Here is a 23,209-nt window from a genome sequence, read left to right on the forward strand (position 1 = left end):
TGCGCGGGTTGTCTATTGTTCTTGGAGTGCCTAACGATAACCATGCGTTATGGTGTTCTCGTCGAAGCTGTCAGGAAATCCGCTTCTGTTTGGTCGGCGTTGGAGACTCGACGAAACTGGCGATCAACAACTCCTCGAAGCCGCTCTTTGAAGTTGCAGATACCTCGCTCCAACGCATAAAAGGCCGCTGACAAGGCATAAAACCACAACCAATTGGGTGATCGATTTAATACACACAAGTCCCCCCACTTTCGCCTTTTCTTTGCTATCTTCCCATAATGGGATTTGAGCTGAAGGAGAGACATGGAATGACCACGCAGATTAGGGGATTTTTTCAGGCTTTGTTCGCAACATTCGACCACAGCTCAGATCTGAGCTGGACAACGATCAACGGTTCCATGACGACAGCAATGTTCTGCGCAACTGGCATGAACGTTACCGTGCGCTTCTCTCCAATGAACGCGCGCTGCCTGGTCGATTACCAAATTACCGGTACGAGCCTCACGACCACCGACTGCGTGCGCTCTTCGCTCAGTGTCTATAACGGCGTACTTCAGGCATTGCGCATGTTTCACCGCGTTCACGGTCCGGTGGCGTACCGCTTTGCAAGCGACGATGAGGCACTTGCCGAACTATGGAACGCATACATGCAACACTCCCAACCCATGAGTTGGGAGAACAAGGCGTTTCTCCAGTAGGAAAGGGGTGAGGGCTCATGCCTACTCACTATAAGTTGATTGCCGTACCATTTCTGAAGAACGAGGGCGAAGCCAAAGGGGCTCTGGAGACCGTCACGTTTATCGCCGCATCAGAATCCGCGACTCATAAATGGTGGTGCGTCAACGTGGGAACCTTCGAGAAAGACTTTCAACGAATCGTCTCGCCTGAGTTGGCAAAACATGCGACGGAGACCTTGAAAGCTGGCAGGACCTTTGAGTTCCCCAATCTGTACGAACTCAACGAAGTCAGAGGCGGTTTTGGAGGAAAGTGGGAGTTCTGACGCTCCTACCCGTTCAATAGATCTCCCAGCAAGCAACTAGCTCGCTCCTCCGTCAGCGTGGATGCTATTTGGCATACAGCGGAGCAGAAGCGCAGAGGTCTCAGCAATGTCTCTGCCCGGAAGATGCTCGATACAGCATCTTCCGGACATGGTTTTAATCAAAGAGCTCTGGCAGCCGCTGAGCTCAAAAGACAAACTCCGCTCCAATTCGAATTACGCGCGACATACCCGCAGTCTGGGACTGGTTGAACTGTCCGAAATTAGCTGTACCCACTGGCGTAATCGTTCCAGTGACATTCGATACAGTATTCGAGCTGTTCAGCGCCCTGCTCACACCGTAATAAACCGGATGATTGAAGACATTGCTGAATGTGGCATTGACGTTGAGCTTGTAGCGCTCGCTGAATTGAAAGCCCTTCACAAAACGCATGTCGAAGAGCGCCTGGCGCGGACTCCGTGCGCCAGCCAGCGTGCGCGGAGCGTTCCCCAGCCGAGGGTTGTTGATCGAGCCGGGAACCGCAAACGCAGCAGGATTCAGATAAGGCGTAAAGTTTGAATTCAGTGCGTTCTTCTTCCAGTTCTTATTGATCAGAGGCACGCCAGGCACGATGTCCGGCCGTAGCGTGTAGCCCCCAGGCAAAGCGTTTGCCGTGCAGTATTTATTTGTGCCGCTCACCGTGCACCCGTTGGTTCCACCCGGCGTCACAGAGACGAAGTAGCCGACCGTTCCAAGCGTCACGGCACTCGGCAGACCATCTGCAAACGTCGCGATGCCCGCTGTAGAAATATTTCCAATCAACTTGTCGACGAACCGGTTATGCGAGCTGAGAAAATATCCCTGGCCAATTGGAAGATCGTAGGTGTATCCCGCCTTCAATCGGCTCGCCTGGTCGAAGCTGGCCACCGCCCACTCTGCATTCGCGTCATACGGATTCTGAGGAAGAGCCGCGCCAAAGCCGCCGCCGTTCGCTCCCGTATTCGTATCCGGCACGTTGTCCAGCGTCTTCGACCACGTGTAGTTCGCCAGCAGCGACAAGCCATGCCCAAAGCGCTGATTCACGCTCAGGTACAGCCCGTTATATTCCATCGTTCCACCGCGAGGATAGATCTCCGGAATCGTCTGGTTGAAGAAGTTCTGATACGGATTCAACAGCTGAAGATTTGACTCTGAGACCAACGCTCCGTTCTGCGTAATCCCATACTTGTTCGGAGACGAGGCACCGAGGTTCTGGTGCGTCTGCACCGCATTCACAATTGTGTTGAGAGTCGGCACATTCAAGGCCGTCGAAAAAGGATTCGGGAAGGCGCCGATTAGATGCGTTCCCTTGGATCCGTTGTAGGTCGCTTGTAACACCGTCTGCGCAGCAGGCTGATATTGCAGCGTCATCGACCATGTCTGCGTATATGGCACGGAGCTCTTTTGCGACACGAACACCGGCGCCAGTCCATTGGAGTAAAGGATCGGGCCACGATTCCCCGCCAGCGACGTATACGAAGACGTCAGCGCGCCAACCGGGTTGGTGATGTAATTCACCGTCGAGTTCGCGACGATACCTCCGCTCTGGTTGCCGACCGACTGCGAAGCCACGTTGAAGTTCGGGTCCGGAAGATTTTCATACCCCGTAAGCGGCAGCCGCTGCAGCGTGTAGGCCGCACGAACGGTCATGCGTGCCGTCGGCGCATACGAGAAGCCCAGCCGCGGCTCGAAGCCCTTATAGTTCGCCGGCCAGAGCGTCTTAGGATTACCGCACGCCCCCGAGAAACAAAGAGCCGTGTTTGTCGGCAACACGCCATTCAGATTGCCCGGCGTATTCAACGCGATGTACGCCTGGTTGTTGAACTTCTCCATGCGCGGCGTCTCAAACTCGTACCGCATACCGAGATTGAGCGTCAGCTTCGGAGTAATCCGCCAATCGTCCTGAAAATATCCGGCATAGTAGCGCCACCGATAGTAGCCGGGAATCTGGACCGGTGTATTGCTGAAGGCAGAGATCGTACCAAGGATGAACGTCCCCAGCGGAGCGCCTCCGGTCGATCCATTGTTCGTTTGCGCTCCCAGGAAGTTATACCGTCCTCCGGTCGCTCCTCCCAGGTCGTACTGGTTCGACTGCAGCCAGCGAATATCGGCGCCCATCTGAAACAGGTGCTGCCCATGCGTCCAGGTAATATCGTCGCCCGCAATAAAGTTCTGGTCGACCTGGATTGCTGCGTTCGAGAGGCCCATCTGCATCGTGTAGGCGACGCCATTCTGATTCAGATTGCCAAGACTAGGAAAGCCGAAGCCAAACGAAGCAGGCGTCAAGCCATACGCTGCGGCATAATCCTTCGTCCGCGTAATCGGCGGAGGAAGCCTCTGCTGGTTTACGCGCATGAAGGAGTAGTGAAAGCTGTTTACCACCGTTGGCGAAAAGACGTGGGTATATCCCAGCGCGATGTCATGGGTGTTCGCCTCATCCGTCGGCACGATGGTTAGCGGATTCGTCGGATCGACGGCAAAGAATCGTGCCGCATTCACCGGGATCACCGTGTAGCGGACAAACATCTGGTCCGCATCGCTGAAGTGATGATCGATGCGAATCGAGTAACGATTATCCGTGTTGAGAACACCGCGCTTGTAGGTGGCATTCGTTCCATCGTTCTGCGATGTTCCCTGCCCATTGTCGAACTTCACATAAGGACCGGGATTGCTCGGCGTAGGAAACTGCGACAGGACATACTGCGCAAACTGGTTCTTACCCAGCTGAGCCGAGACATCGTCGTTGGCGATCGAACGAATCTGCGCCGTGTCATAAGGCCCATTCGGAAACCCATTGGCATCCACCGTGGACTGGTAATTGATCGATCCGACGCGCGGCGCAGCAAGCGCGGCCGCATATCCCGAGCTCTTCAGCACGCTCTGGTTCAAAAGCGCCAGCGAGTTGTGAAGATGTCCTGCAAGCTCATCGGGCGTCTGAAACGTACCGCGAAAGCCGAACGAATTCTTCATGCGCGCCGGCTCAACGCCGACGAAGAAGAATGTCTTATCACGATGTGGATAGATCTTCGGCAGCCAGACAGGGCCGCCGACATAAAAGCCATAGTAGTTCTCATGCAATGCATTCGGAGCCGTGTTCCCATCCGGAAAAGCATTGAAATAAGGATCCGTGTGCCGGTAGGTCACCGAGCCGTGATAGTCCTTCGTGCCATACGTGCTGCTCTGCACGATCACGCCTCCGCCAGTGCGGCCATAGCGCGCAGAGAGACCTGTCACGATGACCGTGGCCTCCTGGACCTCCGGCCCCGAGAGATTAACTCCCGTGCGAGCCAGGCTCGCCTGCGTCACGTCCGATCCATCCACCACGATCGAGCTCGTTCCCGGAGGCGCTCCGCCGATCACGATGCTCGCACCCGGTGTGACATAGCTGGTATAGGCACCCGGATTTTCGGTGGAGATTCCACCAGGCTGCAGCGCATCGCCCTGCACACCGGGCACCAGCAATGCTGCCCCCAGCGAGCTGCGCTCCGGATAAGGAAGGCTCTCAACAATGGCATGATCGACCGTCGTCGTCACGTCCGACTGTGTCTTCGTCAGCAGGTCACTGCCCGCATTGACGGTCACCACCTCGTTGGCAGTACCGACCGAAAGCGTCACGTCGATCGTCGTAACACCGACGCCCGCCACGTTGACCGATTTCGTCGTCGTTTTCTCAAAGCCGCTCTTCGCAACCATGATCGTATACATGCCTGGATTGAGCGCCTGCACCTGGAAGACACCAACGTCGTTGGTCGTCGTCGACAGCTTCACCCCGGTAGCGTCGCTCACAACTTCTACCGTGGCCTTCTGGACAAGAGCTCCCGCCGAATCCTTTACCGATCCGCCAATCGCTCCCTGGCCCGTCTGCGCCACAGCCCCGGCGATGCAAAACAGAAAGAGGAGAGGCAGACAAATAATGGCCGGACTCACCCGAAAGATAAAAGTTACTGTGTGGCGAAGATTCCATCTCTTACGCTCTCTTGCGTCGTGCTGCATAAAGCCTCCTACGGCCGTACCACTTCCTCTGGCTTCGCCCGCAGCGGATACCGCACAAGTCATTGCCAGAGTCGAGCAGCTTTGTATTCGCGGGCTTAAGAGCGTGTCAATTACTTCTCATCGACTTTGACCTGCCGCGTTACTTGTCTCGCGATGCAAAACGAAATTGCTTAACGCGGAGGCCGGTGATTTCGTCGCAACAAGCCACTTACATGCCAGAAACACGGAACTTTTTGATCATTCAGGATGGAAACAATCCCACAACAGCTACCCCTGTCGCTCCACGTCATGTCTTGCATCGTGATACGAATAACAGGAAAAATAAATGGGGTTATGCGCGATGCGAGTGCGCACGCATCCAGCTATCGTTGGGGTAAATCTTGTCGACATTCTGTGGCGTGATCAGTTCGTGCTGCACGAAGACTGCTGGCGCCACCGGCTTATGCTTCAGCACGTCGAGAGCGAGCTGAACGATGCGCGCTCCATAGGTCTCCGGGAAATAAGCGACCGAACACACCAGCCGGCTGGATGGACGGCGCATCTCCTCTCTCGCAGCCACGCTGCCATCCTGCCCGGCGACGGCGCAGGCTCGCTCATGACCAACCTCCCGAAACGCCTGCAGCGCTGCGAGCGCAGTGGAGTCATTTACCGCGCCGACGAGAGCCCTCTCCGGACGCTTTCTACGTAGATGCTTCCTCACCGTGTCCAGCGTCGCCTCAAACTGGCCCCCCTTGGTGTCGTAGTGATGGATCGGAATCGTGTGTCCCTGGGGAGACACCTCGTTGATACCGTCGACCACCCCGGTCAGCCTCGCGTTCAGCAGAGGACCGGCCGCATCCACTCCCAGCAGAATCACCTGCTCCGGCCCCTCCTTCCAATGCTTCGCCGCCCAGCGCGCAAGATGCCGCCCCGCCATCCTTCCGGCCTTGTAGTTATCGGCGCCAAAGTAGATCGCACCGGGATGCGGAATATCGAGCGCAATAAATGGAATCCGCGCATCGGAGAACTTCGCCGCGATCTGTGCCGCCACTGCGACGTTGATCTGCGAATCGATCACGAGGTCTACCTTCTCCGCAACAAACGTCTCCGCGTTCTGCAGCGCGACGCGAGAGCTGAATCCATTGCTCAGCACCAGCAGATCGATGTTGGCTTCATTGGCGGCAACCACCAGGCTGTCGCTGACCGTTGTGGTGAACGGAAGCAGATTGCTCTGCGACGCATAGCCGATGCGATACCTCTTGGAGCGCGCCGGTTGAACGCAGGAGCGATAACCCTGCTTGCCCGCCCGCTCCAGCAACTTCGTCTCCACCAGCGTCTCCAGAAGGCGAAACGTCGTCGCCTTGTGCAGGCCAACCCTAGACGCAATCACCCGCAACTCAAGCACCTCCGAGGTCGATTGAAAGGCGTGGAGAATCGAGGCAGCCCTCACAACCGCCTGAATCGTATAGCTGCGCGTATGGGCGCCCTGTTCTTGCGATGAAACCAGTTGACTCTTCGCAGACATCCTTATCCTCATCCGTTGGCTTTCCCGTTCAGTTACGTCTTTGTTTCATACAGCGAAATACTGTTCTTAGAGGAAAGCCACGCTTCTGTATCTCCATCGACGTCGCTACGATCGTGAGGCTGGTTAGAACACCTGCCAGTAGCATGACGGAACAGCACAGGAAAAATACCTTAAACGCTCGATATCCTGCAATGGAATCGGGCACAAATATCTGGCAAGTAAGCCTTGCCCGGAAATGGCATCGATGGCAATGAAGCAAACTTGGCGTTGGTTTGGACCTGCAGACCGTGTCACTCTGCGAGACGCCCGCGAAGCTGGAGCAACCGGAATCGTTACCGCCCTGCACGAGATTCCTCCCGGCGAGGTATGGCCGATTCACCTCATCCGGCAGCGTCTGCAGGAGATCCAACGCGCCGGACTGGAATGGTCCGTCGTCGAAAGCCTGGACGTCAGCGAGTGCCTCAAAATGCGCGGCCAGGGATGGCAACTACACCTCGATAACTTCCAGCTGTCGCTCCGTAATCTTGCTGCCTGTGGAATCCGTACCGTCGCCTACAACTGGATGCCGCTCTTGAGCTGGATGAGGACCCATCTGCATGCCCCCGCTCCGCGTGGCGGCTACACGACACGCTTCGACGCTATCGCCTTCGCCGCATTCGATCTCTACCTGCTTCGCCGCCCACAGGCTGCAATCGATTGGGGCGAAGACTGCGCACAAGCCGCGCACTCTTATCTTCAACAGCTCTCTCAGCCCGAGATCGACACGCTACAGCAAAACATTCTGCAGGGGCTTCCCGGTGGAAACGGCAGCTTTTCCCTAGAACAGGTCCGTGACCTTCTAGCCGCATACTCCGGCCTCACCGACGCAGATCTGCGCGGCCACCTCGCCACCTTTCTTCGAACCGTCTGCCCCGTGGCAGAAGAGCTTGGCATCACGCTTTGCATTCATCCCGACGATCCGCCTCGCCCCTTGCTAGGCCTGCCCCGCATCGTCAGCACCGCGTCTGATCTCGAATGGATACTCGCCCAATATCAAGGACACTCTAACGCGCTGACCTTCTGTACCGGAGCGCTCGGCGTCCGGCCGGACAACGATCTTCTCTCCATGGTCCGCACCTTCGCCGACAGAATCGGCTTCTTCCATCTGCGCTCCACGCAGCGTGAGCCAACGCTCGCAGACGCACCGGAAAGTTTCCTCGAAACGGAGCACCTCGAAGGCGACGCCGACCTGATCGCCATTGTGATCGAGATCATGAAACAGCAGCGCCGGCGCATGGCAGAAGGAACAACCGGCGACCTTCCCTTCCGCGCCGATCACGGGCAGGAGCTGCTCTGCGATCGCCGGCGCGGCGCGGCGCCCGGCTACCCCGCAATCGGCCGCCTGCGCGGACTCGCCGAACTGCGCGGCGCCATGCTGATGGCCGAGCGACTCTTACAGGATTTGGAATAGATTATGCACACGAAGAAAAATGCGCTCATCTTCGGCGGGTCCTCTGGAATCGGACTCGCTACCGTTGAAGCACTTCACGCCTGTGACGTCGCAATCACGATCGCAGACGTCAAGGAACCACTCCATGCCTTGGGCAACCATGTCCAATATGTCGCCTGCGATGTATGTGTCCCCACAGAGATCGAAGAAGCTGTCGCCGCGGCAACAGCCGATGCGCCACTCGACTGGCTTGTCTACAGTGCGGGCATCCAGCGATACGGCTCGGTCGTCACCACGCCCCTCGAGGAATACGACCTCGTGCAGAAGATCAACACCCGTGGAGCGTTTCTCGCCTGCAAATCCGCAATCCCCGCCATGGTAAGGGGCGGATCGATCGTACTGGTCTCCTCGGTACAAGCCATCGCCTGCCAGGCTGGCGTGGCCGCATACGCCGCAAGTAAAGGCGCGCTCGAATCTCTGATGAGAGCCATGGCGATCGATCACGCCGAAGACGGCATCCGCATCAACTCTGTTCTGCCGGGAACAGTCGACACGCCCATGGTGCGCTCCTCAGTGGAGCGTTTCCGCGGCGACACGCCCTCCGAGCACTTACTCGAACAGTGGGGCAGCAATCATCCCGTCGGCCGCGTCGCCAGGCCAGGTGAGATCGCTAATGTCATCACGTTTCTTTTACGCGAAGAGTCCTCATTCCTCACCGGAGCCTCCTATCGCGTCGATGGAGGTCTGCTGGCTCAACTGCCCGTCCGTTTATAAAAGAAACGGCGTGGCGGGCAGCCCCGGAATCTCCACCGCAAGCGCGAGAAGCGCACCTTCTATACCGCCGTCATCGTCGCGTACCGCTCCTGCCGAGGTGATGTAGAGGGTTCGCCGATCGTTTGCACCAAACGTACACGTCGTCGGATTCTTTACCGGCGTCTCGATGACGTCAGCGACGGAGCCATCCGGCGCGAAACGCACCACGCATGAACCGCCGTATCGGCAGTTCCACAGGTATCCATCGCAGTCCACCGCTGAGCCATCCGGAAGACCTCGTTCGAATCCTTCGCTAAAGACCACTCGATCGGCGATCTGATTCCGCTCAACATCGAACGTTGCGCGGTAAAGACAGTTGCGCAACGTATCCGCGAAGTACATCACTGTGCCATCAGGAGACCAGGCAACCGTATTAGCAATTCCGAATCCCGTCATCCATATGTGCCGCTCTGCGTTCGCAGCAAGGGAGTAAAGACAACCTACCCACTGCCCGACCTCCCCCGTGCTGCCATCGGCACGCACGTTGTTTTCCATCGTGCCGAACCACAGCGTTCCGTTGGGAGCGACGCGAGCATCATTGCAACGCACCGTCGGCCATTCAGGCAGTGTAAACAGCGTACGGACGATCTTCTCCAGACGCAGACTCCACAAGACAATGCTGCCTCCCAGCACCACCAGCAGCAGATCCTCATCGCTGGTCGATGTCACCGCAGTCACCGGCTGGTCGAAGGCCCATGTATCCAGCGCCTCTCGCTCCGGCACATAGCGATGCAACAGTCGGCGATTGATGTCCGTCCAGAAGATCGCGTTCTGCGCGGGATGCCAGAGAGCGCCCTCTCCACATACATCCCTCGTCGCGACGACCAATCGGATTGAAGACTGCATACGCCTCCAGCAGATGCATCAACTCACGGAAACCGGAACAGTCCCCACTGGCTGGGATTCAACCGCGCCTCGCTCGGCACATCCGCCGTCATGGAGTCTTCCTTGTTGTGCCAGTACATCCTCGCACGAGCCCGCGATCCATCGCTGAGCACCATGCCAACATCACCGCGATACGCCTTGCCGCCAGGCGAGTTCAGCCCCAGCAGTGACAATGGAATCGAAAGCTGGTAGTCGCCACCCTTCGCAGAGAGTTCGACGAACCGGCTCACATCCTCGACATCATCAAACGTGACCTCGCCCACCGGCGAAGCAAAGGTCACGCGGTTCTTCGCCGCGCTGGCCCGCTGCTTGTACAGCACCGCCAGCAGCTGGCCATTGCGCTTTGTAACGAAAAGCCTCACATCGCCGACAGCAGGCGTTCTCGCATCGCTCTCCCCTGTAGAACGAAGCATCAGATCCAGCCCTCCGCCCTGCGTAAAGGCAAACGGAAACTCGGTCGCAGCGTTCTGTAAAAGCTGCGGCTGATCGGTGCGATAAGCGACGACCAGCTTCTGACCATCGGTCCCCATCTGGAACGAAGAGCCTTTACTGATCGGCGCCCATTGGTCCGCAGGCCACGATCCGAAGTCCATCCCCTTGCCCTTTGGCAAAGCCCGTACGTGCACCTCTTCCCGAAGGCCGGAATGTATCTGCTGCCTGATGGCGAAGCGGCTCCGCGGCAGCAATCTCGGCAGGTGTGACCGTGATGCTCCCCAGATCGATTCGCTGTATCGAATCCAAACCATCCAGCCGAACGATCGAGCTGTGCCACTTTCCCACCGAAAGATAAACGCCTCCATCGTCGAGCGCAAACATGAACGGCCAGAACTGCTCCGCATCGAAGCTCAGTCCTGTGATCGGCATTCCGACCCGCTGTTCCTTGTACGGCCAGAACTGCGAGGTCCTGGCATCGCCGCCCATCGTCGTCACCAACAACCCGTCGGTCGTATACACGTAGATCTCGCCCATGTAGGAGTAACGCGCCACCATGTATCCCGCCTCACCCCGTGCGGACTTCACCGGATACCCCAGCATCCGCTTCGGACCTTCGATATCCCCCGGGCCCTCCGGTGGCGTCGAGATGCCCCGCTCCGGCAGAGTCCACTGCAACTGCCCATCCTTCACACCACTCATGCCTGCGATAAACCACCCGTCCGGGCTGAGAGCAACCTCACCGCTCACTGGCGTCTTCGACAGCAGGCGCAGTTGGCTCAAGTCATACGAAGGGACGCCAAACGCATCGACCGAAGCCGCCGGCAATTGATACGGCCCGCCGCTGATCACCGAAAGATCAGGCTGGATGACCACGCCAGCTGATCCCGGCACCTCGGGGCGGAAGAACTGCACCTCGTCCGGCTGCACCGCATGATCGTGATTGCTGTCGGTCCACGTAAAGAAAACGCCGTCAGGATTACCTGCCGGGATCTTCTCCTTAATCGCAGGGAGATCGAGCGTCGTCCAGTGATGCGCCCCCGACCCCACCCAGCCTGCCGATGCAATCGGCCGGCAGATGCCATCCTGCAGCATCCACAACGTGGTCACATGCGACTGGTTATACCAGTAGGTGTTGTAGGAATCGGTGAAATATTGATGGCCTTTAAAGTAAAACGTCTGCGCCGGTGTAATACCGCCGTGCGAGCCCACCGGAATCATGTCGTTCGGGAAGAAGATCGGCCGCGTTGGATACCCTGCATAACTGATCGCATCGTTTAGCGGATCGGGATAGCGATACCGCACCGCCGCCAGCCGCGAGTCTCCCGTCTTCGGATCGACCTTGAACTCCAGCAAGCCCATGCTGCCCGGGTTTCCGATCGAAGGATAGTACGCCCTCGTCTTATCCTTCGGATCGACAAACCCTCCGCCGCCATATTGCGTCGGTCCGTACCACGCATTGAGGAACCGCCCTGACTTCGCATCCCACCGGCTGATCCGCTTCGGGAGATAGTCCTCTTCCGCAACCCACAGCACACCGCGCGAATCGACTGCCATCCCCAGCGGATGCGCCATGCGCCGCTCATCATAGGCTCCAAGTTGCGGCCCTCCCGGATCTCCGATCACCCGCAGCATCTTTCCCGAAGCCGCATCGAAGACTTTGACCTGGTGGCTCGTTCCCCAATCCGTCACATAGATCTCACCATCAGCCTCAAGGACCTGCTTCGGCGCCTGCAACTTGTCCTTGGCGACGACCGTGCTCTCGTCCACAAGGCTGACGCTGTGCCAGTCATTCTGTACCGCACAACGCACAATCGCTCCGCCGCTGCTGACCAGGAGGCGGCCATCCGGTTCAAAGGCAATCGCCCCCAGCTTGTCGACATGGAATCGCGCGAACGCAGGCCGCACGCCATCTCTCACATCAAACGCGACGATCTCATTCGCCGCCGGGTTTGCCAGTAGCAGCAAGCCGTCATACGCCGCCAGCCCCACCAACTGGCGAAACGCATCATGCATCTGGACCCCGCCGATCACTTTGTCCACCGGAGTCAGGCCACCTTTGGTGATGGCATAAATCTGCAGCGCACCTGGATCTTTCACCCCGAAATCGCGGCTCGGATTCACCACATAGACGGTATAGGCGATGTGCTGAGGATTCGGCTTCTTACCGACATCGCGCGCCAGCGCAATGCCTCCATTCCATCCCCGGATCTTTGTGCCAGCGAGCTTGCGGCCATCCAGGTCGACCCACATCAAGGCATGGCCGGCCTCCGCGGCCTCCGCGCCAAGCAACATCTCCGGCTGATCCGACTTGGTAGGCCACGAGCTGCCCTGCGGTAGAAACAGCGCCGACGCAGGTGCCGTGTGATCGGCCAACCACGCCCCTGTACCGTCCGCAGTAGGCCACGGTGGCGTTCCCGGCGAGTAGATCGAATACTCGAGATGTGGAGCGATCTCCCGATGAAAAAGTCCACGCACACGATAGTGACCGGCAGCCACCACGCCCTGCAGTGCCGAACCATCCCAACGGATGACATTTTTGCCGCGATGAACAGGATGGTCGAACACCAGATTCTTGATCCGCCGTCCGCTCTCATCTTCAACCACCAGCGTGACGAATCCATCTTGAGCCGATGGATACACGATCGTGATTCCGGGACCGGAAGTGATCTCAGCCGCAGACGCCTGGATACTCATCTGTTGAAGCAACGCAAACGACGAGAAGAACAGCAGGAGCCACACCCGGAGAAAAACTCGCATCCATCGCTTTAGCGTCAAATCATCGGTCCTTAAATTGATCTTCATTTCAGTGCAACATCTGCGCCATCAAGCCTTGGCCACACGGCAGGTACAAACCTAGACCTGACACATGCTCGCCGCCAGATCGATGAACATTCATCAAAGATGTTTCATATTTCGCGGGTAGCTAAACCGTCCCTCGTACCGCTGCCCTTTAGAAACAGCAGGCCGCCGATAAAACACCTGGTTGCCAGGCATCCGGCACGCTGGGAACATCTCGCATCATGAAACATCCAATGTCAGTTGTTCCAGTATCATGAAGAGAGTCGGCCAGAATCTCTGGCACTGAATTGAGACTACTTTGACCAGCAAGAAGGCTTCACTCGAAGCTGCCGAGGATCAATCGGAATCACGCAGGAATCGCAGAAAGACCGTCCGTCGCAGTCTCGTCGAAGCAAGTGAGGCGCAGGACGCAGCACTCCTTGCCCGCGAACTCCGCACCTCCCAGACGCAGCAGGAACTTGCCGTTCTTGTCGTAGTCGAGTTCACGGGTGAACTCCGCAAACGCAAACAGATTACAGAAGCCGCTCGACTTGCGCGGACCGCAGCTGCAGTCATGGCTGGAGAAGAAGACTTTTCGGATCAATCCACAACCACCCTCGATTTTGAGGCCACGCGTGCAGAGTTCGAAGAACTTGCGCGATCAGCAGGCGCGTCCATTGCAGCCACAATCGTTCAGCGCCGCCAGAAACCCGATCCCTCCAGCCTCGTAGGCCAGGGCAAACTCGACGAGATTGTTGCTGTGGTTGCTTCCACCAACGCCTCGCTCGTTCTCTTCGATCACGACCTTAGCCCCTCGCAGCTACGCAACATCGAAGCCCGGCTCCCTTGCCATGTCATCGACCGTTCACAGCTCATCCTCGATATCTTCGCCCGCCACGCCAAAACACGCGAGGGCCAGCTTCAGGTAGAGCTTGCCCAGCTCGAATACCAGCTTCCCCGGCTGGCTGGACGTGGTCGCGCGATGTCGCAACTTGGAGGTGGCATTGGAACACGTGGGCCGGGAGAAACCCAGCTCGAGACCGATCGCCGTAAGATCAACCTTCGCCTCGACCATATCAAGATGCAGCTCGACTCGGTTCGCCGCATCCGGCATCAGCAGCGGCAACGCCGCGAGGCTGTCCCAGTCCCAGTCGTAGCCCTCGTCGGCTACACCAATGCGGGAAAGAGCACACTCTTCAATGCACTCACGGAGGCTGGAGTGCTTGAATCATCGCGAATGTTCGCCACTCTCGACCCCAAGCTTCGGCAGCTGCAGCTCCCTTCCCGCCGCAAGATCCTGCTGTCGGATACTGTCGGATTCATCCGGAACCTCCCGCACACTCTCGTTACGAGCTTCCGCGCCACCCTCGAAGAGGTCGAGCGGGCGGAAATTCTTCTTCACGTGCAAGACGCCTCCAGTCCAATGCGCGAAGAACAAAAGATCCAGGTTGAAAAAGTTTTAGCCGAGCTTGAAGTCTCAAGCAAGCCCGTCATCCAAATTCTGAATAAAGCAGATCTCGTCCCGTCGCAGGAGATCGCTCACCTCTCAAATGATCGTGAAGCGATTCCCGTCTCGGCACTTCAGGGCTCAGGTCTCGAACAACTTCTGGCTGCCATCGATGCCGCGCTCGTCGCAGACCCGATCATCGAATCGAGCTTTCGACTTCCGCAATCCGAAGGCGCCATACTCGCCTCGCTCGAAGCCGGGGCTCTCATCGACGAGACGCGTTTCGAGGGCAACCTTGTGTTTCTCCATGTCCGAGGACCGGCTTCTCTGCTCAACCGCTACCAACGCTTCAAGGAGAAGGACGGCCTTCTCTAGCGTTGTCTGAAAAACAGCGCTTCGATCGCATGAAGAGAACATTTCAGAGAAGCTTCTGACCGTCTTATGGGCGACGCTCATGCGTGGATCGATGGTACGTGGCATGACGCTGCATCAGCATAGCGGCGCTCCCGCTCAAACGAGCCAGCTCCGCATCACCGGCAGCCCGCAAAACAGGGGGCATTCCCGCAAGCATCGAGTCTGACAGCTCCTGCTCGATGATGGCATGATAGCTGTCCCATGACGACGTAATGTCCCCGACGACAAGAATGAGCTCTGGCGACAATGTCGCTGTGATCATTCGCATCCCTCGCCCCAAAGCGCGCGCCTGCGCTGTAAGCGCCTTGATGGCGTTCCGATTGCCGTCTTCACTCAGACGCATCACCTCGTAAACAGATTCGACTTTGCGCCCGCTTGACTCATTGAACATGCGAACGGTCGCGCGCGATGATGCAATAACCTCCCAGCACCCCTTCTGGCCACAACCGCACAATGGTCCATTCGGGTCGACCAGGACGTGGCCAAACTCTCCTGCAAGGCCATTTGAGCCAAACTGCATGTCGCCACCAGCAAGAATCGCGGTTCCCAGCCCTTCAGCAACCGCCACCAGCACCACGTTTCTCGCTCCTTGCAGACGCCCGTACCACAGCTCAGAGATGAGACAGACATTTGCGTCGTTCTCAATCTCCACCTGGAGATCGGACTCTCGCTCAAGAGCACCCTTCAGATCGAAGTCGTGCCACTTCAGGTTAGGCGAGAGCAGTACACGCTGCGTTATGGGATGGACACGCCCAGGCACGCTGACACCAATTCCCTCAAAAGACATATGTGGGTGCTGCTTTCGCAAGCCGCGAATACGTTTGCCGATTTGCACCACGGTACGCTTAAGATCCGTGAAGCCAGGAATATTCTCACGATGCAAAAAGCGGCCGCTAAGATCAACAATGGCTAAGATACTGTGATCCGGCCGCATGTCCAATGCAAAGGTGACCATCGAACTGTTGACGGTCAGCATCGTCGAAGGACGGCCGCGCGCAGGTTTAACAACAGCACCCTCCGTAACCCAATTTTCCCGGACGAGCTGCTCCACAATCTTGGAAACGGTACTAGGACGCAGCCCCGAAAGACGCGCAAGATCTGCTCTCGCAAGCGGCTGCTTGAAGCGGATCAACTCCAGAATAATGTCGCGGTTGATGTCACGCGCAATGTCGCTCGACGCCGTCTGGAGTGTTGTGACGTCGATACGCCGAATCCTGCGTGTCTGAACGATTCGCGATTTCTCCTGTCGCTTTAGGCTCATGGGACCGTTACTCGAATGGTACGACAGTCCTTACGTTTTTCCATGCTGCCTGATCCACCATGGCATTACGGCGTCAATCTGCACTATTGATGTTGAGCTGCCGGACGTGGCAACCGCGCTGGTAAAGCCTGGTCCAGGGGATTCAAACCCTTGGGGGCATTCGGATCCATCGCAGAAAAATCCGTACGATAGCTCACAGTGTTCGCAGTTGGAAACGTAGCAGGGACACGCTGTGTGACCTTTCCGGTAGCAGCCCACTCAGCACCACGTTGCAGCGTGACGACAATATCTACAGAGCTGAGAGCATAGACATCGTGCCCCATCGTCATATGAAAGACGCGTCCCTTGCCGAATCGCGACACCATGAGCTGAGGCTCATCGTATCCCGTGCCGTGATTTGCGGGATCGGAGTAGGCCGTAGCAAGCACCGTCATTCCGCCGGGGCCGCGAAGATTTGCATAAAGCTCGTCCCCCTGGTGCATCCACACCTTGGGTAGACCTTTCATAATTGGGTTATTCGCATCGCGCACGGTGACGGCATAGGGGATGCGCATGCCATGCACACCTGCTTTTCCGGGAGCCTTGTCGGCAACCAGATGGCCATCTTTCCAGATCCAGTGCGGACCTGCATTCTCATCACGCCCGCGCCATCCGCCAACCCCGATCATCTCGTTCCATGCCTTCCAGTGCGGGAAGGCATTATCCGCGGCATGCACAGTAACGAGCCCGCCGCCACCTTTCATGTACTCCTCAAAGCTCTGTTTCAACGCAGCAGACCATCGTTCGTCAGGGGCGTCGTAGTTCATGACGATGACACCGTACTTCTTCCATTCAGGGTGGAACGCGCTGAAATCATCACCAGCGGGGGGCGCAGTCATCACGTCCACGTCGAAGATGCCGGCGTCTTCAAGCTCCTTCTTCAGCACGGGCGTCGTAGCCTTCCAATTGTGATAAGCCGCAGCGCTCTCACCGTCGACGATCAGCACGCGAATGTGCGCTGCTGCCCAGCTTGTCGTTGCCTGGAGACAGAGCGCCAGAGTGGCAATCGCTAGTGTGCATCTCTTCATTTCATGCCTCGCGGTTTCTTCGTTGCTACTCCGATTTGCTCCGGCAGGCGAAATGCATAAAGAACACTGCCGCTACTCATTAGTATGACTTGGTGGCCATCGAGCTGATAGCTGATCGGCGAAGAAGCGATGTTCGCTCCCGTACCTGCATGCCAGAGCGTGCGGCCCGTTGCTGTCTCGAGTCCAAGGAAGTTCCCTTCGCCGTCCCCGCTGAAGGTGAGCCCTGACGCAGTTGTCAGAACGCCTGATCCGGCGCGGCGTCCCAGGTCATGCTCCCACCGGATCTTGCCGGTCCGATAGTCGATCGCCTCGAGCACACCCTTGTTCCAGACGCCGTAATCCGCGCCCGCCCAACCATAGGTACCATCTGCGGGCTTGGCAAAGTAGACGCTGTAGCTGGGCGATGCACTGACGATGAACAGTCCGGTCTTCGGATCAAAGCTCGGTGCACGGTAGTTCGTCATCCCTCCCTCGTCCGGCGCGATGAGACGGCCATCGGGAGCAGGCTCCTTTGCCGGATTCGGAATAGGGCGACCATCCTTATCAACTCCAAGTGTCCAGTTGACTGGACCGAATGGCTCCGTGATAAGGGCCTTGCCCGTGGTGCGATCCACGACAAAGAAGTAACCGTTGCGTGAGGCCTGCATCAGCACCTTGTGCTTGACGCCTTTGAAATCCACATCGGCGAGCACCGGAGTCTCTACTGCATCCCAATCGTGCGTATCGTGGGGAGACGGCTGAAAGGCCCAGGCAAGCTTACCTGTCTCGGGATTTAGCGCTACGATGCTGCACGTGTAGAGGTTATCGCCGGGACGCGGCTTGCCGTTGAGCACCGGCGTCGGATTCCCTGTCCCCCAGAACATCAGGTTTTGTTCAGGATCGTATGTCCCCATCATCCAGACATTGCCGCCGGTTGTCATCTTGGGTGTGCCGACCGGCAACGTCGCGTACCAGGTCCACTGCGTCGCCCCGGTCTCAGGATCAAGTGATCGGATAAAGCCCTGAAGATTGTCGAAGTCACCGGAGATACCAACCACCACATGGTTGTTGACGATCAGAGGTGGCATCGTCGACCAGTTACCGGCATTTGAATCGCCGACGACAACATCCCAGAGCACCTTCCCGGTCTTCGCATCGAGACACAGCGCATGGGCATCGGTCGACATGTAATAGATCTTGTCCTTCAGGATCGAGACGCCACGCTGGCCGATATGAAACGCATGGTTAGGCGGCGCTGTATAGTGCCATAGCTGGTGTCCGCTGCGTGCATCGATAGCGTAAATATTGTCCGGAAGGGTGAAGTAGAGGATGCCATCCACGAGAATGGGACTCGACTTGATCGTCTGCGATGACTGGGCCTGAAAGGTCCACGCCAACGTCATACCCGAGACGTTTCTCTGATTGATCTCCACTAAAGCTGTGTTCCGCCGTCCAGAGTAATCGCCGTGATAGATCGGCCAGCTATCAGCAGGAGGATGTAACAACATATTGGCATCGACCTGCTGTGCTACAGCAGCACCAGGTACCAACGCCGAAAACAACATAGCCAGAGAGATGGAGGCGAGACTTTTATAGCGGTGCATAAAGAGAATCCTTTGCATCATTCGACCCAGTTACTTCATCGTCTGAAGGTAGGCGAGCACATTGTGCATATCGTCGTCGGTGTACCTGCTCATGATGTCCACGTGCTTCTCGACAGGATCATCGATGTCAAACTTGATCGCCGCAGTCGGCCAGGATCGGTATAAGCCGGAACTATCACGCAGACCGATAGTGAACTCATCCCGATACTCCAGCACTCCGTTGAAGGTCTGACCGCTCCGGGTTGTTACTTTCACCTTCGCCTTTACCTCTTTGGGATAAAGCATCTGCTCCAGCAGCTTCAAGCCCGTATAGCGCGTGGCGACTCCGGCAAGATCGCCGGTCGGGGAATGACAACTGGCACAGCCCCCCGTTCCTTGAAAATATTGTTTACCAGCCTGTGCATTGCCCGTCTGCAGGTCCGACTCCTCAACTCCTTTGCGGGTTCCCGTCTGAGACATCGCCGCATCTTGTTGAGCATGTACAAATGCAACAAGAGCAACCACGTCATTGTCCGAGAGGCTTCCGAACGAAGGCATCCCCTTCTCCATACGGCCATGGCGGATTACCTGTCCGATGCCTTCGCCGTTCTTGTCCGCACTTACAAGCTTTGACCGGGTAAGGTCAGGTCCACTCTCACCACCGCCCGCATCTTTACCATGGCAGAATGCACAGTTCTGAGTGAAGAGAGCAGAACCATCTTTAATCTGCTCGGGCGCAAACTTTGCGTGCTCCGGCAAAGACGCCTGCTTCCCGACTGAAAAGCTAGGGCGGCTGGCTGGACTGGCTGGACGATTGTTACCTGATTGTGCAGCGGCTTCTCGAATCGGCGGGACGACAAGCACAGCCATGGACGTCACTACGATGGCGCTCTTCAGCAGAATTTTCATCGGGTTCATCACTCTTGATCTTGGGCGTGACGCGCTGGATACATTTGCTACTATTCCACGATCTGCAAAGAAATGAGCAGGCAGGTCCATGTTTTGTGGATGAACCTGCCTGCTAAGGTTTGTCTTTTAGAAGTGAACACGAAGTACGAACTCCATCGTGCGAGGATCGGTCGCGGCCGTCGCCTGACCAAAATTCGAGCTTCCCGAGACAGCGGCGATCGTGAACAACGAAAGGTGATTGGGGACGTTGAACATCTCGGCACGGAACTCCAGTCCAATCGACTCGTGGATGGGAATGTTCTTCTGCAAAGCCGCATCCCAGTTGTTGAACAGTGGTCCCTTGATGGCGTCGTAGCCAAGATTTCCGTAGGTCCCTGCTGCAGGCGTCGCAAACGCTGTCGCGGCTAGATACTGCTTGCCTCCATGCGCATAAGGGCTGCCCACGATGTTCATACGCTGTGCGACATTGCTCGTCGTCACAAGGTTGCCAGCGGTCGAGATGCCGGTCGGCTGCGTGACGTTGATCGGCAGACCGCTGGAGATGCGCGTGACTCCCGATACCTGCCAGCCGCTGAGCACCCTCTTGTACCACCCTGTGTCATGGAGCCAAAAAGGAAGCGGGTAAACGTAGCTCGCCACGAAAATCTGCGGCTGGCTGTAGTTTGCCGGCCCGTAGTCTGCTCCGAGATTGAAGCTGTTCTGTGGCTGATAGTCGAACGTAGAACCCTCAGTGAGAGCCTTGGACCAGGTATAGGAAAAATTGATAATACCGCCCTGCTGAAAGTTCATCTGCAGGCGCGATTGGAGCGAGTTGTAGTTAGCCGTCGCGCCGTTGGTGTACTGATAGATCTCTCCATAGCCCTTGTAAGGCCTCAGCGCGTTGCGAGCTACACCAGGATTCACCTGCTCTGTACCGGCTGCAGCCTGATTGAGATTCTTCCGGTAGGTCAGGTTTCCCGCGTGTGAGCCGACGTAGTTCAGCTCAAACACCATGTTGCTGGTGAAGCGATGCTGGATGCCGATGCTGTAGTTGTGAATGCGCGGCGGAGCAAGGTTCGGATCAGGCGTATTGGTGATGTTTTGCGGAGCCGCCGACGTACCAACGCTACCCAGTGAGTCAGCGTTGCCTGCCGTGCTGAGGTTGGCCACAGCGGTAAAAGGAACCTGCGATACGGCGTTGTAGTAATAGTTTCCCTCTACGCGCTCATACGACATGCCATAGCCACCGCGTAATACCGTTTCCTGCTTACCGCTGATGTCCCAAGCGAAGCCAACGCGAGGAGCGAATGTATCGAACTTCGTATTCACGAGCCCAAGCGGAAGGTTGTGAAAGAGCGCCTGAACCTGCGGATTGTTGAGGACCGAGGCAGGAACGACCGATGCGGCCTTTGACGGAAAGCCACTGCCGGGGAGCACAATGCCGTTATAGGGCGAGGGTGCGCTGGTGATCAGGCCGGAGGTCGGACTAATGGTCGCCGCCTTCGATGAATCGTAATAGCCGGGATTGAAGCCCGAAGCATTGTTAGCCCAGCTATAGATGGGCTGCATGTACTGCCAGCGCAATCCCATGTTGAGGGTGAGATTTCGTGCCACAGTCCAGTCGTCCTGCACATAAAACTCAGCCTGAGTGAAACGCGCCTGAACCTGTGGCGTATTGCTGCCTTCCGTGTATTGCGAGAAGTTACCCTGGACAAGCGAAGCCAGGCTTGGAAAGGTGAACTGGCCATTCAGTGCGGGTGGAGCAGTCTGGTTCTTGCGACCGCGCCACACATAGGCACCCATTTTGACAGCGTGATTCCCCTAGAATGCGCGAGAAATCGTCTTTGCCTGCGTAGATGCGTTGATAGTTGTTGAATGCCAGAGGAGTTGTTGATGGAAGCGTGTAGCCCGTGATCGCAATCTGCGGAATATACGTCGACGCGTTGTAAAGCGTTGCATAATTCAGTCCATAGTCCGAGCGCAGCACTGACTTGTTGAACTGTGGGTTGGCCCCGATGCCATCTGTCTCGTAGATGATATTGCCGGAATAAGAGCTGACAATCGTGTTCACCGTCTTCGAGTTGAACGTATGCGTCCACTGGACGGAAGCCGTCAAGCCAGGCAGACGACGCTGGAAGATGATGAAGTTTGTCGGGTTGCCAACATTGGTATAAGCGTCATGAACAAAATGCCCATTGATCTGATTTTTCTCGTTCAGGTTGTAGTCCACCTTGACGAGGTACTCCTGCTGATTCGAAGGATTCTCATTCAGGTAGCTGAAGTTGCCGGTCGGAGAGGTAAGCAGCGTGGCTGCAAGCGCTCGGCCTGTCGCTGTCGTAGGGCCAGCCAGGGCAGTAGCAAGCGCTGCTGGAGTCGGGACGCTATAGCTGCCGATACTTGAAGTACGAACACGCTTGAAGTCCTGTGCCCAGAAGAAAAATAGCTTGTCCTTCCGGGTATTGAAATGGCCTGGAATATAAAGTGGCCCGCCAACTGTATAGCCGAAGTTGTTATAGCGCAGTGGGGGTTTGACCACCGCGCCGCCGATGGGAATGAACTGATATGCCTGGATAGCGTCATTGCGGAAATACTCATACGCAACGCCGTGGAAGTCCTTGCCGCCGCTGCGGACCGCAACAGAGACGGTCGCGCCGGAGGTGCCACCGTAGCTGGCATCATAGCTGGAAGCCACGTTGCGAAACTGCTGCAGCGCATCGGGGGAGATATTGACGAAGTTGTTGCCCCCTCCACCGTTATCCTTGTTGTCGACGCCATCGATAAAAAAGTTCGCGGAGTCGGTGCGTATGCCATTGACCGATTGCGAATTGCCGTTCGCCCCATAGGTACCGAAGATGTTGAAGCCACTGGCAACCGTTTGCGAAACACCAGGCTGAAGCGTGAGCAGTTGAATGTAATTTCGGCCATTCAACTGAATTTGCGTTGCCTGCTGACTGGTAATGACAGCGCCGATCTCGGCGCTGGTCGTCTGAATCTGCATGGTGTCAGCTTTGACTTCCACCGATTCGTCGACCAACCCCACCGCGAGAGCAATAAGGACCGCCGGCTTTGCACCCACGTCTACGTTAACGCCTGTAATCACAGACTTTTTGAATCCCTGCATCGTCGTCGTTATCGTGTACGTGCCTACCGGAATATTCAGGGCGTTATAAATACCATCTTGATTGCTTGTCACAGTCCTGCTGAGGCCAGTTGCCGTATTGGCGACCACGATTTGAGCACCCGCAATCAATGCACCAGTCGAGTCGGTAACCGTACCTGTGATCTGCTGGCTTTCGACCGTCTGAGCGAGGGTCATGGTAGTGATACTGGCCAACATAAGACTAACGAGAACAGCACGAAACATAACAGCCTCCAGAAATGCCACAACGTCTGCCAAACGAAATTTGGCAGAATTCCCTCGCGTCCGCCTCTGGTCACGTCACATAACCCGGTCCTTCAGGGGGGACTTTTTACGCGACGGAAACTATATAGGATTGGCGAGGACTGGTGTCAAGAACAATGATGAAGATTTTTTGGGGACGTCTATCAAATCCATAGCAAATGATGGCTTTTCATCGCAATCAATAAGCTCGCATCTTTATTTGTTATTGCTGTGAACTAAATCATCACTTGCAGTCATATCAAAAGACACCAGTTGTTCCGGCGTTGCTTGTCGGATTCTCTTCACTCTGAGTAACACACCAGCGTATGGCAACT

Annotated in this window: 16 protein-coding genes; 5 read left to right on the forward strand and 11 right to left on the reverse strand. The window is 56.8% G+C overall.

All coding sequences use genetic code 11. The features are described 5' to 3' along the window. Positions 1–308 precede the first annotated feature (308 nt). Together PW789_RS11940 and PW789_RS11945 are read left to right on the forward strand one after the other, a co-directional pair. Positions 309–698 (forward strand): hypothetical protein, encoded by a 390-nt coding sequence (locus PW789_RS11940; RefSeq protein WP_299376455.1) that lies wholly within the window; start codon positions 309–311, stop codon positions 696–698. Positions 699–715: 17 nt separating this feature from the next. Continuing rightward, positions 716–1,000: a hypothetical protein gene (locus PW789_RS11945; RefSeq protein ID WP_299376457.1), complete on the forward strand. Its 285-nt coding sequence runs from the start codon at positions 716–718 to the stop codon at positions 998–1,000. Between the two features lie 184 nt (positions 1,001–1,184). Here the strand turns inward: PW789_RS11945 and PW789_RS11950 are convergent, their stop codons facing one another. Both PW789_RS11950 and PW789_RS11955 read right to left on the reverse strand, forming a co-directional pair. Then, positions 1,185–5,009, reverse strand: a complete 3,825-nt coding sequence (locus PW789_RS11950; protein ID WP_299376460.1) for a carboxypeptidase regulatory-like domain-containing protein — start codon at positions 5,007–5,009, stop codon at positions 1,185–1,187. 331 nt (positions 5,010–5,340) lie between these two features. Further along, on the reverse strand, positions 5,341–6,513 hold the full coding sequence (locus PW789_RS11955; protein WP_299376463.1) for a substrate-binding domain-containing protein: 1,173 nt from the start codon (positions 6,511–6,513) through the stop codon (positions 5,341–5,343). Positions 6,514–6,763: 250 nt separating this feature from the next. Between PW789_RS11955 and uxuA the strand changes: the two genes are divergently transcribed. After that, the gene (gene uxuA / locus PW789_RS11960) at positions 6,764–7,963 is read left to right on the forward strand and encodes a mannonate dehydratase (RefSeq protein ID WP_299376468.1); all 1,200 of its coding nucleotides are present in this window, start codon (positions 6,764–6,766) and stop codon (positions 7,961–7,963) included. Between the two features lie 3 nt (positions 7,964–7,966). After that, positions 7,967–8,716, forward strand: coding sequence for an SDR family oxidoreductase (locus PW789_RS11965; RefSeq protein WP_299376472.1), 750 nt, complete (start codon positions 7,967–7,969; stop codon positions 8,714–8,716). On the opposite strand, the gene PW789_RS11970 is transcribed toward PW789_RS11965, so the two are convergent. From PW789_RS11970 to PW789_RS11980, 3 genes are read right to left on the reverse strand one after another with little or no spacing between them, the layout of a single operon-like run. Beyond that, positions 8,711–9,601, reverse strand: a complete 891-nt coding sequence (locus tag PW789_RS11970; RefSeq protein WP_299376475.1) for an SMP-30/gluconolactonase/LRE family protein — start codon at positions 9,599–9,601, stop codon at positions 8,711–8,713. The genes PW789_RS11965 and PW789_RS11970 overlap by 6 nt on opposite strands. Before the next feature lie 23 nt (positions 9,602–9,624). Then, positions 9,625–10,251: a hypothetical protein gene (locus PW789_RS11975; protein ID WP_299376480.1), complete on the reverse strand. Its 627-nt coding sequence runs from the start codon at positions 10,249–10,251 to the stop codon at positions 9,625–9,627. Next, a complete protein-coding gene (locus PW789_RS11980; protein WP_299376483.1) occupies positions 10,187–12,832 on the reverse strand; it encodes a hypothetical protein in 2,646 nt (881 codons plus the stop codon). Before PW789_RS11980 ends, PW789_RS11975 begins: the two co-directional genes overlap by 65 nt. Before the next feature lie 340 nt (positions 12,833–13,172). On the opposite strand from PW789_RS11980, the gene hflX reads away from it, so the two are divergent. After that, complete coding sequence (gene hflX, locus PW789_RS11985) at positions 13,173–14,675, forward strand: GTPase HflX (protein ID WP_299376486.1); 1,503 nt, start codon at positions 13,173–13,175, stop codon at positions 14,673–14,675. A 64-nt stretch (positions 14,676–14,739) separates the two neighbouring features. Here hflX and PW789_RS11990 read toward each other — a convergent pair whose 3' ends face one another. From PW789_RS11990 to PW789_RS12015, 6 genes are all read right to left on the reverse strand, one after another. Continuing rightward, positions 14,740–15,975, reverse strand: coding sequence for an ROK family transcriptional regulator (locus PW789_RS11990; RefSeq protein WP_299376489.1), 1,236 nt, complete (start codon positions 15,973–15,975; stop codon positions 14,740–14,742). Positions 15,976–16,058: 83 nt separating this feature from the next. Then, the gene (locus PW789_RS11995) at positions 16,059–17,042 is read right to left on the reverse strand and encodes a ThuA domain-containing protein (RefSeq protein WP_299376492.1); all 984 of its coding nucleotides are present in this window, start codon (positions 17,040–17,042) and stop codon (positions 16,059–16,061) included. Then, on the reverse strand, positions 17,039–18,625 hold the full coding sequence (locus PW789_RS12000; RefSeq protein ID WP_299376495.1) for an acido-empty-quinoprotein group A: 1,587 nt from the start codon (positions 18,623–18,625) through the stop codon (positions 17,039–17,041). The genes PW789_RS11995 and PW789_RS12000 overlap by 4 nt, the downstream gene beginning before the upstream one ends. Before the next feature lie 30 nt (positions 18,626–18,655). Next, positions 18,656–19,522 carry a cytochrome c gene (locus PW789_RS12005; RefSeq protein WP_299376498.1) on the reverse strand — a complete coding sequence of 289 codons (867 nt, stop codon included), beginning with the start codon at positions 19,520–19,522 and terminating at the stop codon, positions 18,656–18,658. Between the two features lie 117 nt (positions 19,523–19,639). Then, positions 19,640–21,295, reverse strand: a complete 1,656-nt coding sequence (locus PW789_RS12010; RefSeq protein WP_299376502.1) for a TonB-dependent receptor — start codon at positions 21,293–21,295, stop codon at positions 19,640–19,642. Next, positions 21,195–22,808, reverse strand: coding sequence for a carboxypeptidase regulatory-like domain-containing protein (locus PW789_RS12015; RefSeq protein WP_299376505.1), 1,614 nt, complete (start codon positions 22,806–22,808; stop codon positions 21,195–21,197). The genes PW789_RS12010 and PW789_RS12015 overlap by 101 nt, the downstream gene beginning before the upstream one ends. Between the last annotated feature and the right edge of the window lie 401 nt (positions 22,809–23,209).

Source organism: Edaphobacter sp. (assembly GCF_028283685.1).
Lineage (GTDB): Bacteria > Acidobacteriota > Terriglobia > Terriglobales > Acidobacteriaceae > Edaphobacter.

Excerpts from the sequence above, each read along its gene's own strand:
- PW789_RS11995 (WP_299376492.1), bottom strand. The coding sequence starts at position 17,042 with ATGAAGAGATGCACACTAGCGATTGCCACTCTGGCGCTCTGTCTCCAG.
- PW789_RS11970 (WP_299376475.1), bottom strand. The coding sequence starts at position 9,601 with ATGCAGTCTTCAATCCGATTGGTCGTCGCGACGAGGGATGTATGTGGA.
- PW789_RS12005 (WP_299376498.1), bottom strand. The coding sequence starts at position 19,522 with ATGAACCCGATGAAAATTCTGCTGAAGAGCGCCATCGTAGTGACGTCC.
- uxuA (WP_299376468.1), top strand. The coding sequence starts at position 6,764 with ATGAAGCAAACTTGGCGTTGGTTTGGACCTGCAGACCGTGTCACTCTG.
- PW789_RS11945 (WP_299376457.1), top strand. The coding sequence starts at position 716 with ATGCCTACTCACTATAAGTTGATTGCCGTACCATTTCTGAAGAACGAG.
- PW789_RS12000 (WP_299376495.1), bottom strand. The coding sequence starts at position 18,625 with ATGCACCGCTATAAAAGTCTCGCCTCCATCTCTCTGGCTATGTTGTTT.
- PW789_RS11965 (WP_299376472.1), top strand. The coding sequence starts at position 7,967 with ATGCACACGAAGAAAAATGCGCTCATCTTCGGCGGGTCCTCTGGAATC.
- PW789_RS12015 (WP_299376505.1), bottom strand. The coding sequence starts at position 22,808 with ATGACCCTCGCTCAGACGGTCGAAAGCCAGCAGATCACAGGTACGGTT.
- PW789_RS11980 (WP_299376483.1), bottom strand. The coding sequence starts at position 12,832 with ATGCGAGTTTTTCTCCGGGTGTGGCTCCTGCTGTTCTTCTCGTCGTTT.
- PW789_RS11955 (WP_299376463.1), bottom strand. The coding sequence starts at position 6,513 with ATGTCTGCGAAGAGTCAACTGGTTTCATCGCAAGAACAGGGCGCCCAT.
- PW789_RS11990 (WP_299376489.1), bottom strand. The coding sequence starts at position 15,975 with ATGAGCCTAAAGCGACAGGAGAAATCGCGAATCGTTCAGACACGCAGG.
- PW789_RS11940 (WP_299376455.1), top strand. The coding sequence starts at position 309 with ATGACCACGCAGATTAGGGGATTTTTTCAGGCTTTGTTCGCAACATTC.
- PW789_RS11950 (WP_299376460.1), bottom strand. The coding sequence starts at position 5,009 with ATGCAGCACGACGCAAGAGAGCGTAAGAGATGGAATCTTCGCCACACA.
- PW789_RS12010 (WP_299376502.1), bottom strand. The coding sequence starts at position 21,295 with ATGGGTGCCTATGTGTGGCGCGGTCGCAAGAACCAGACTGCTCCACCC.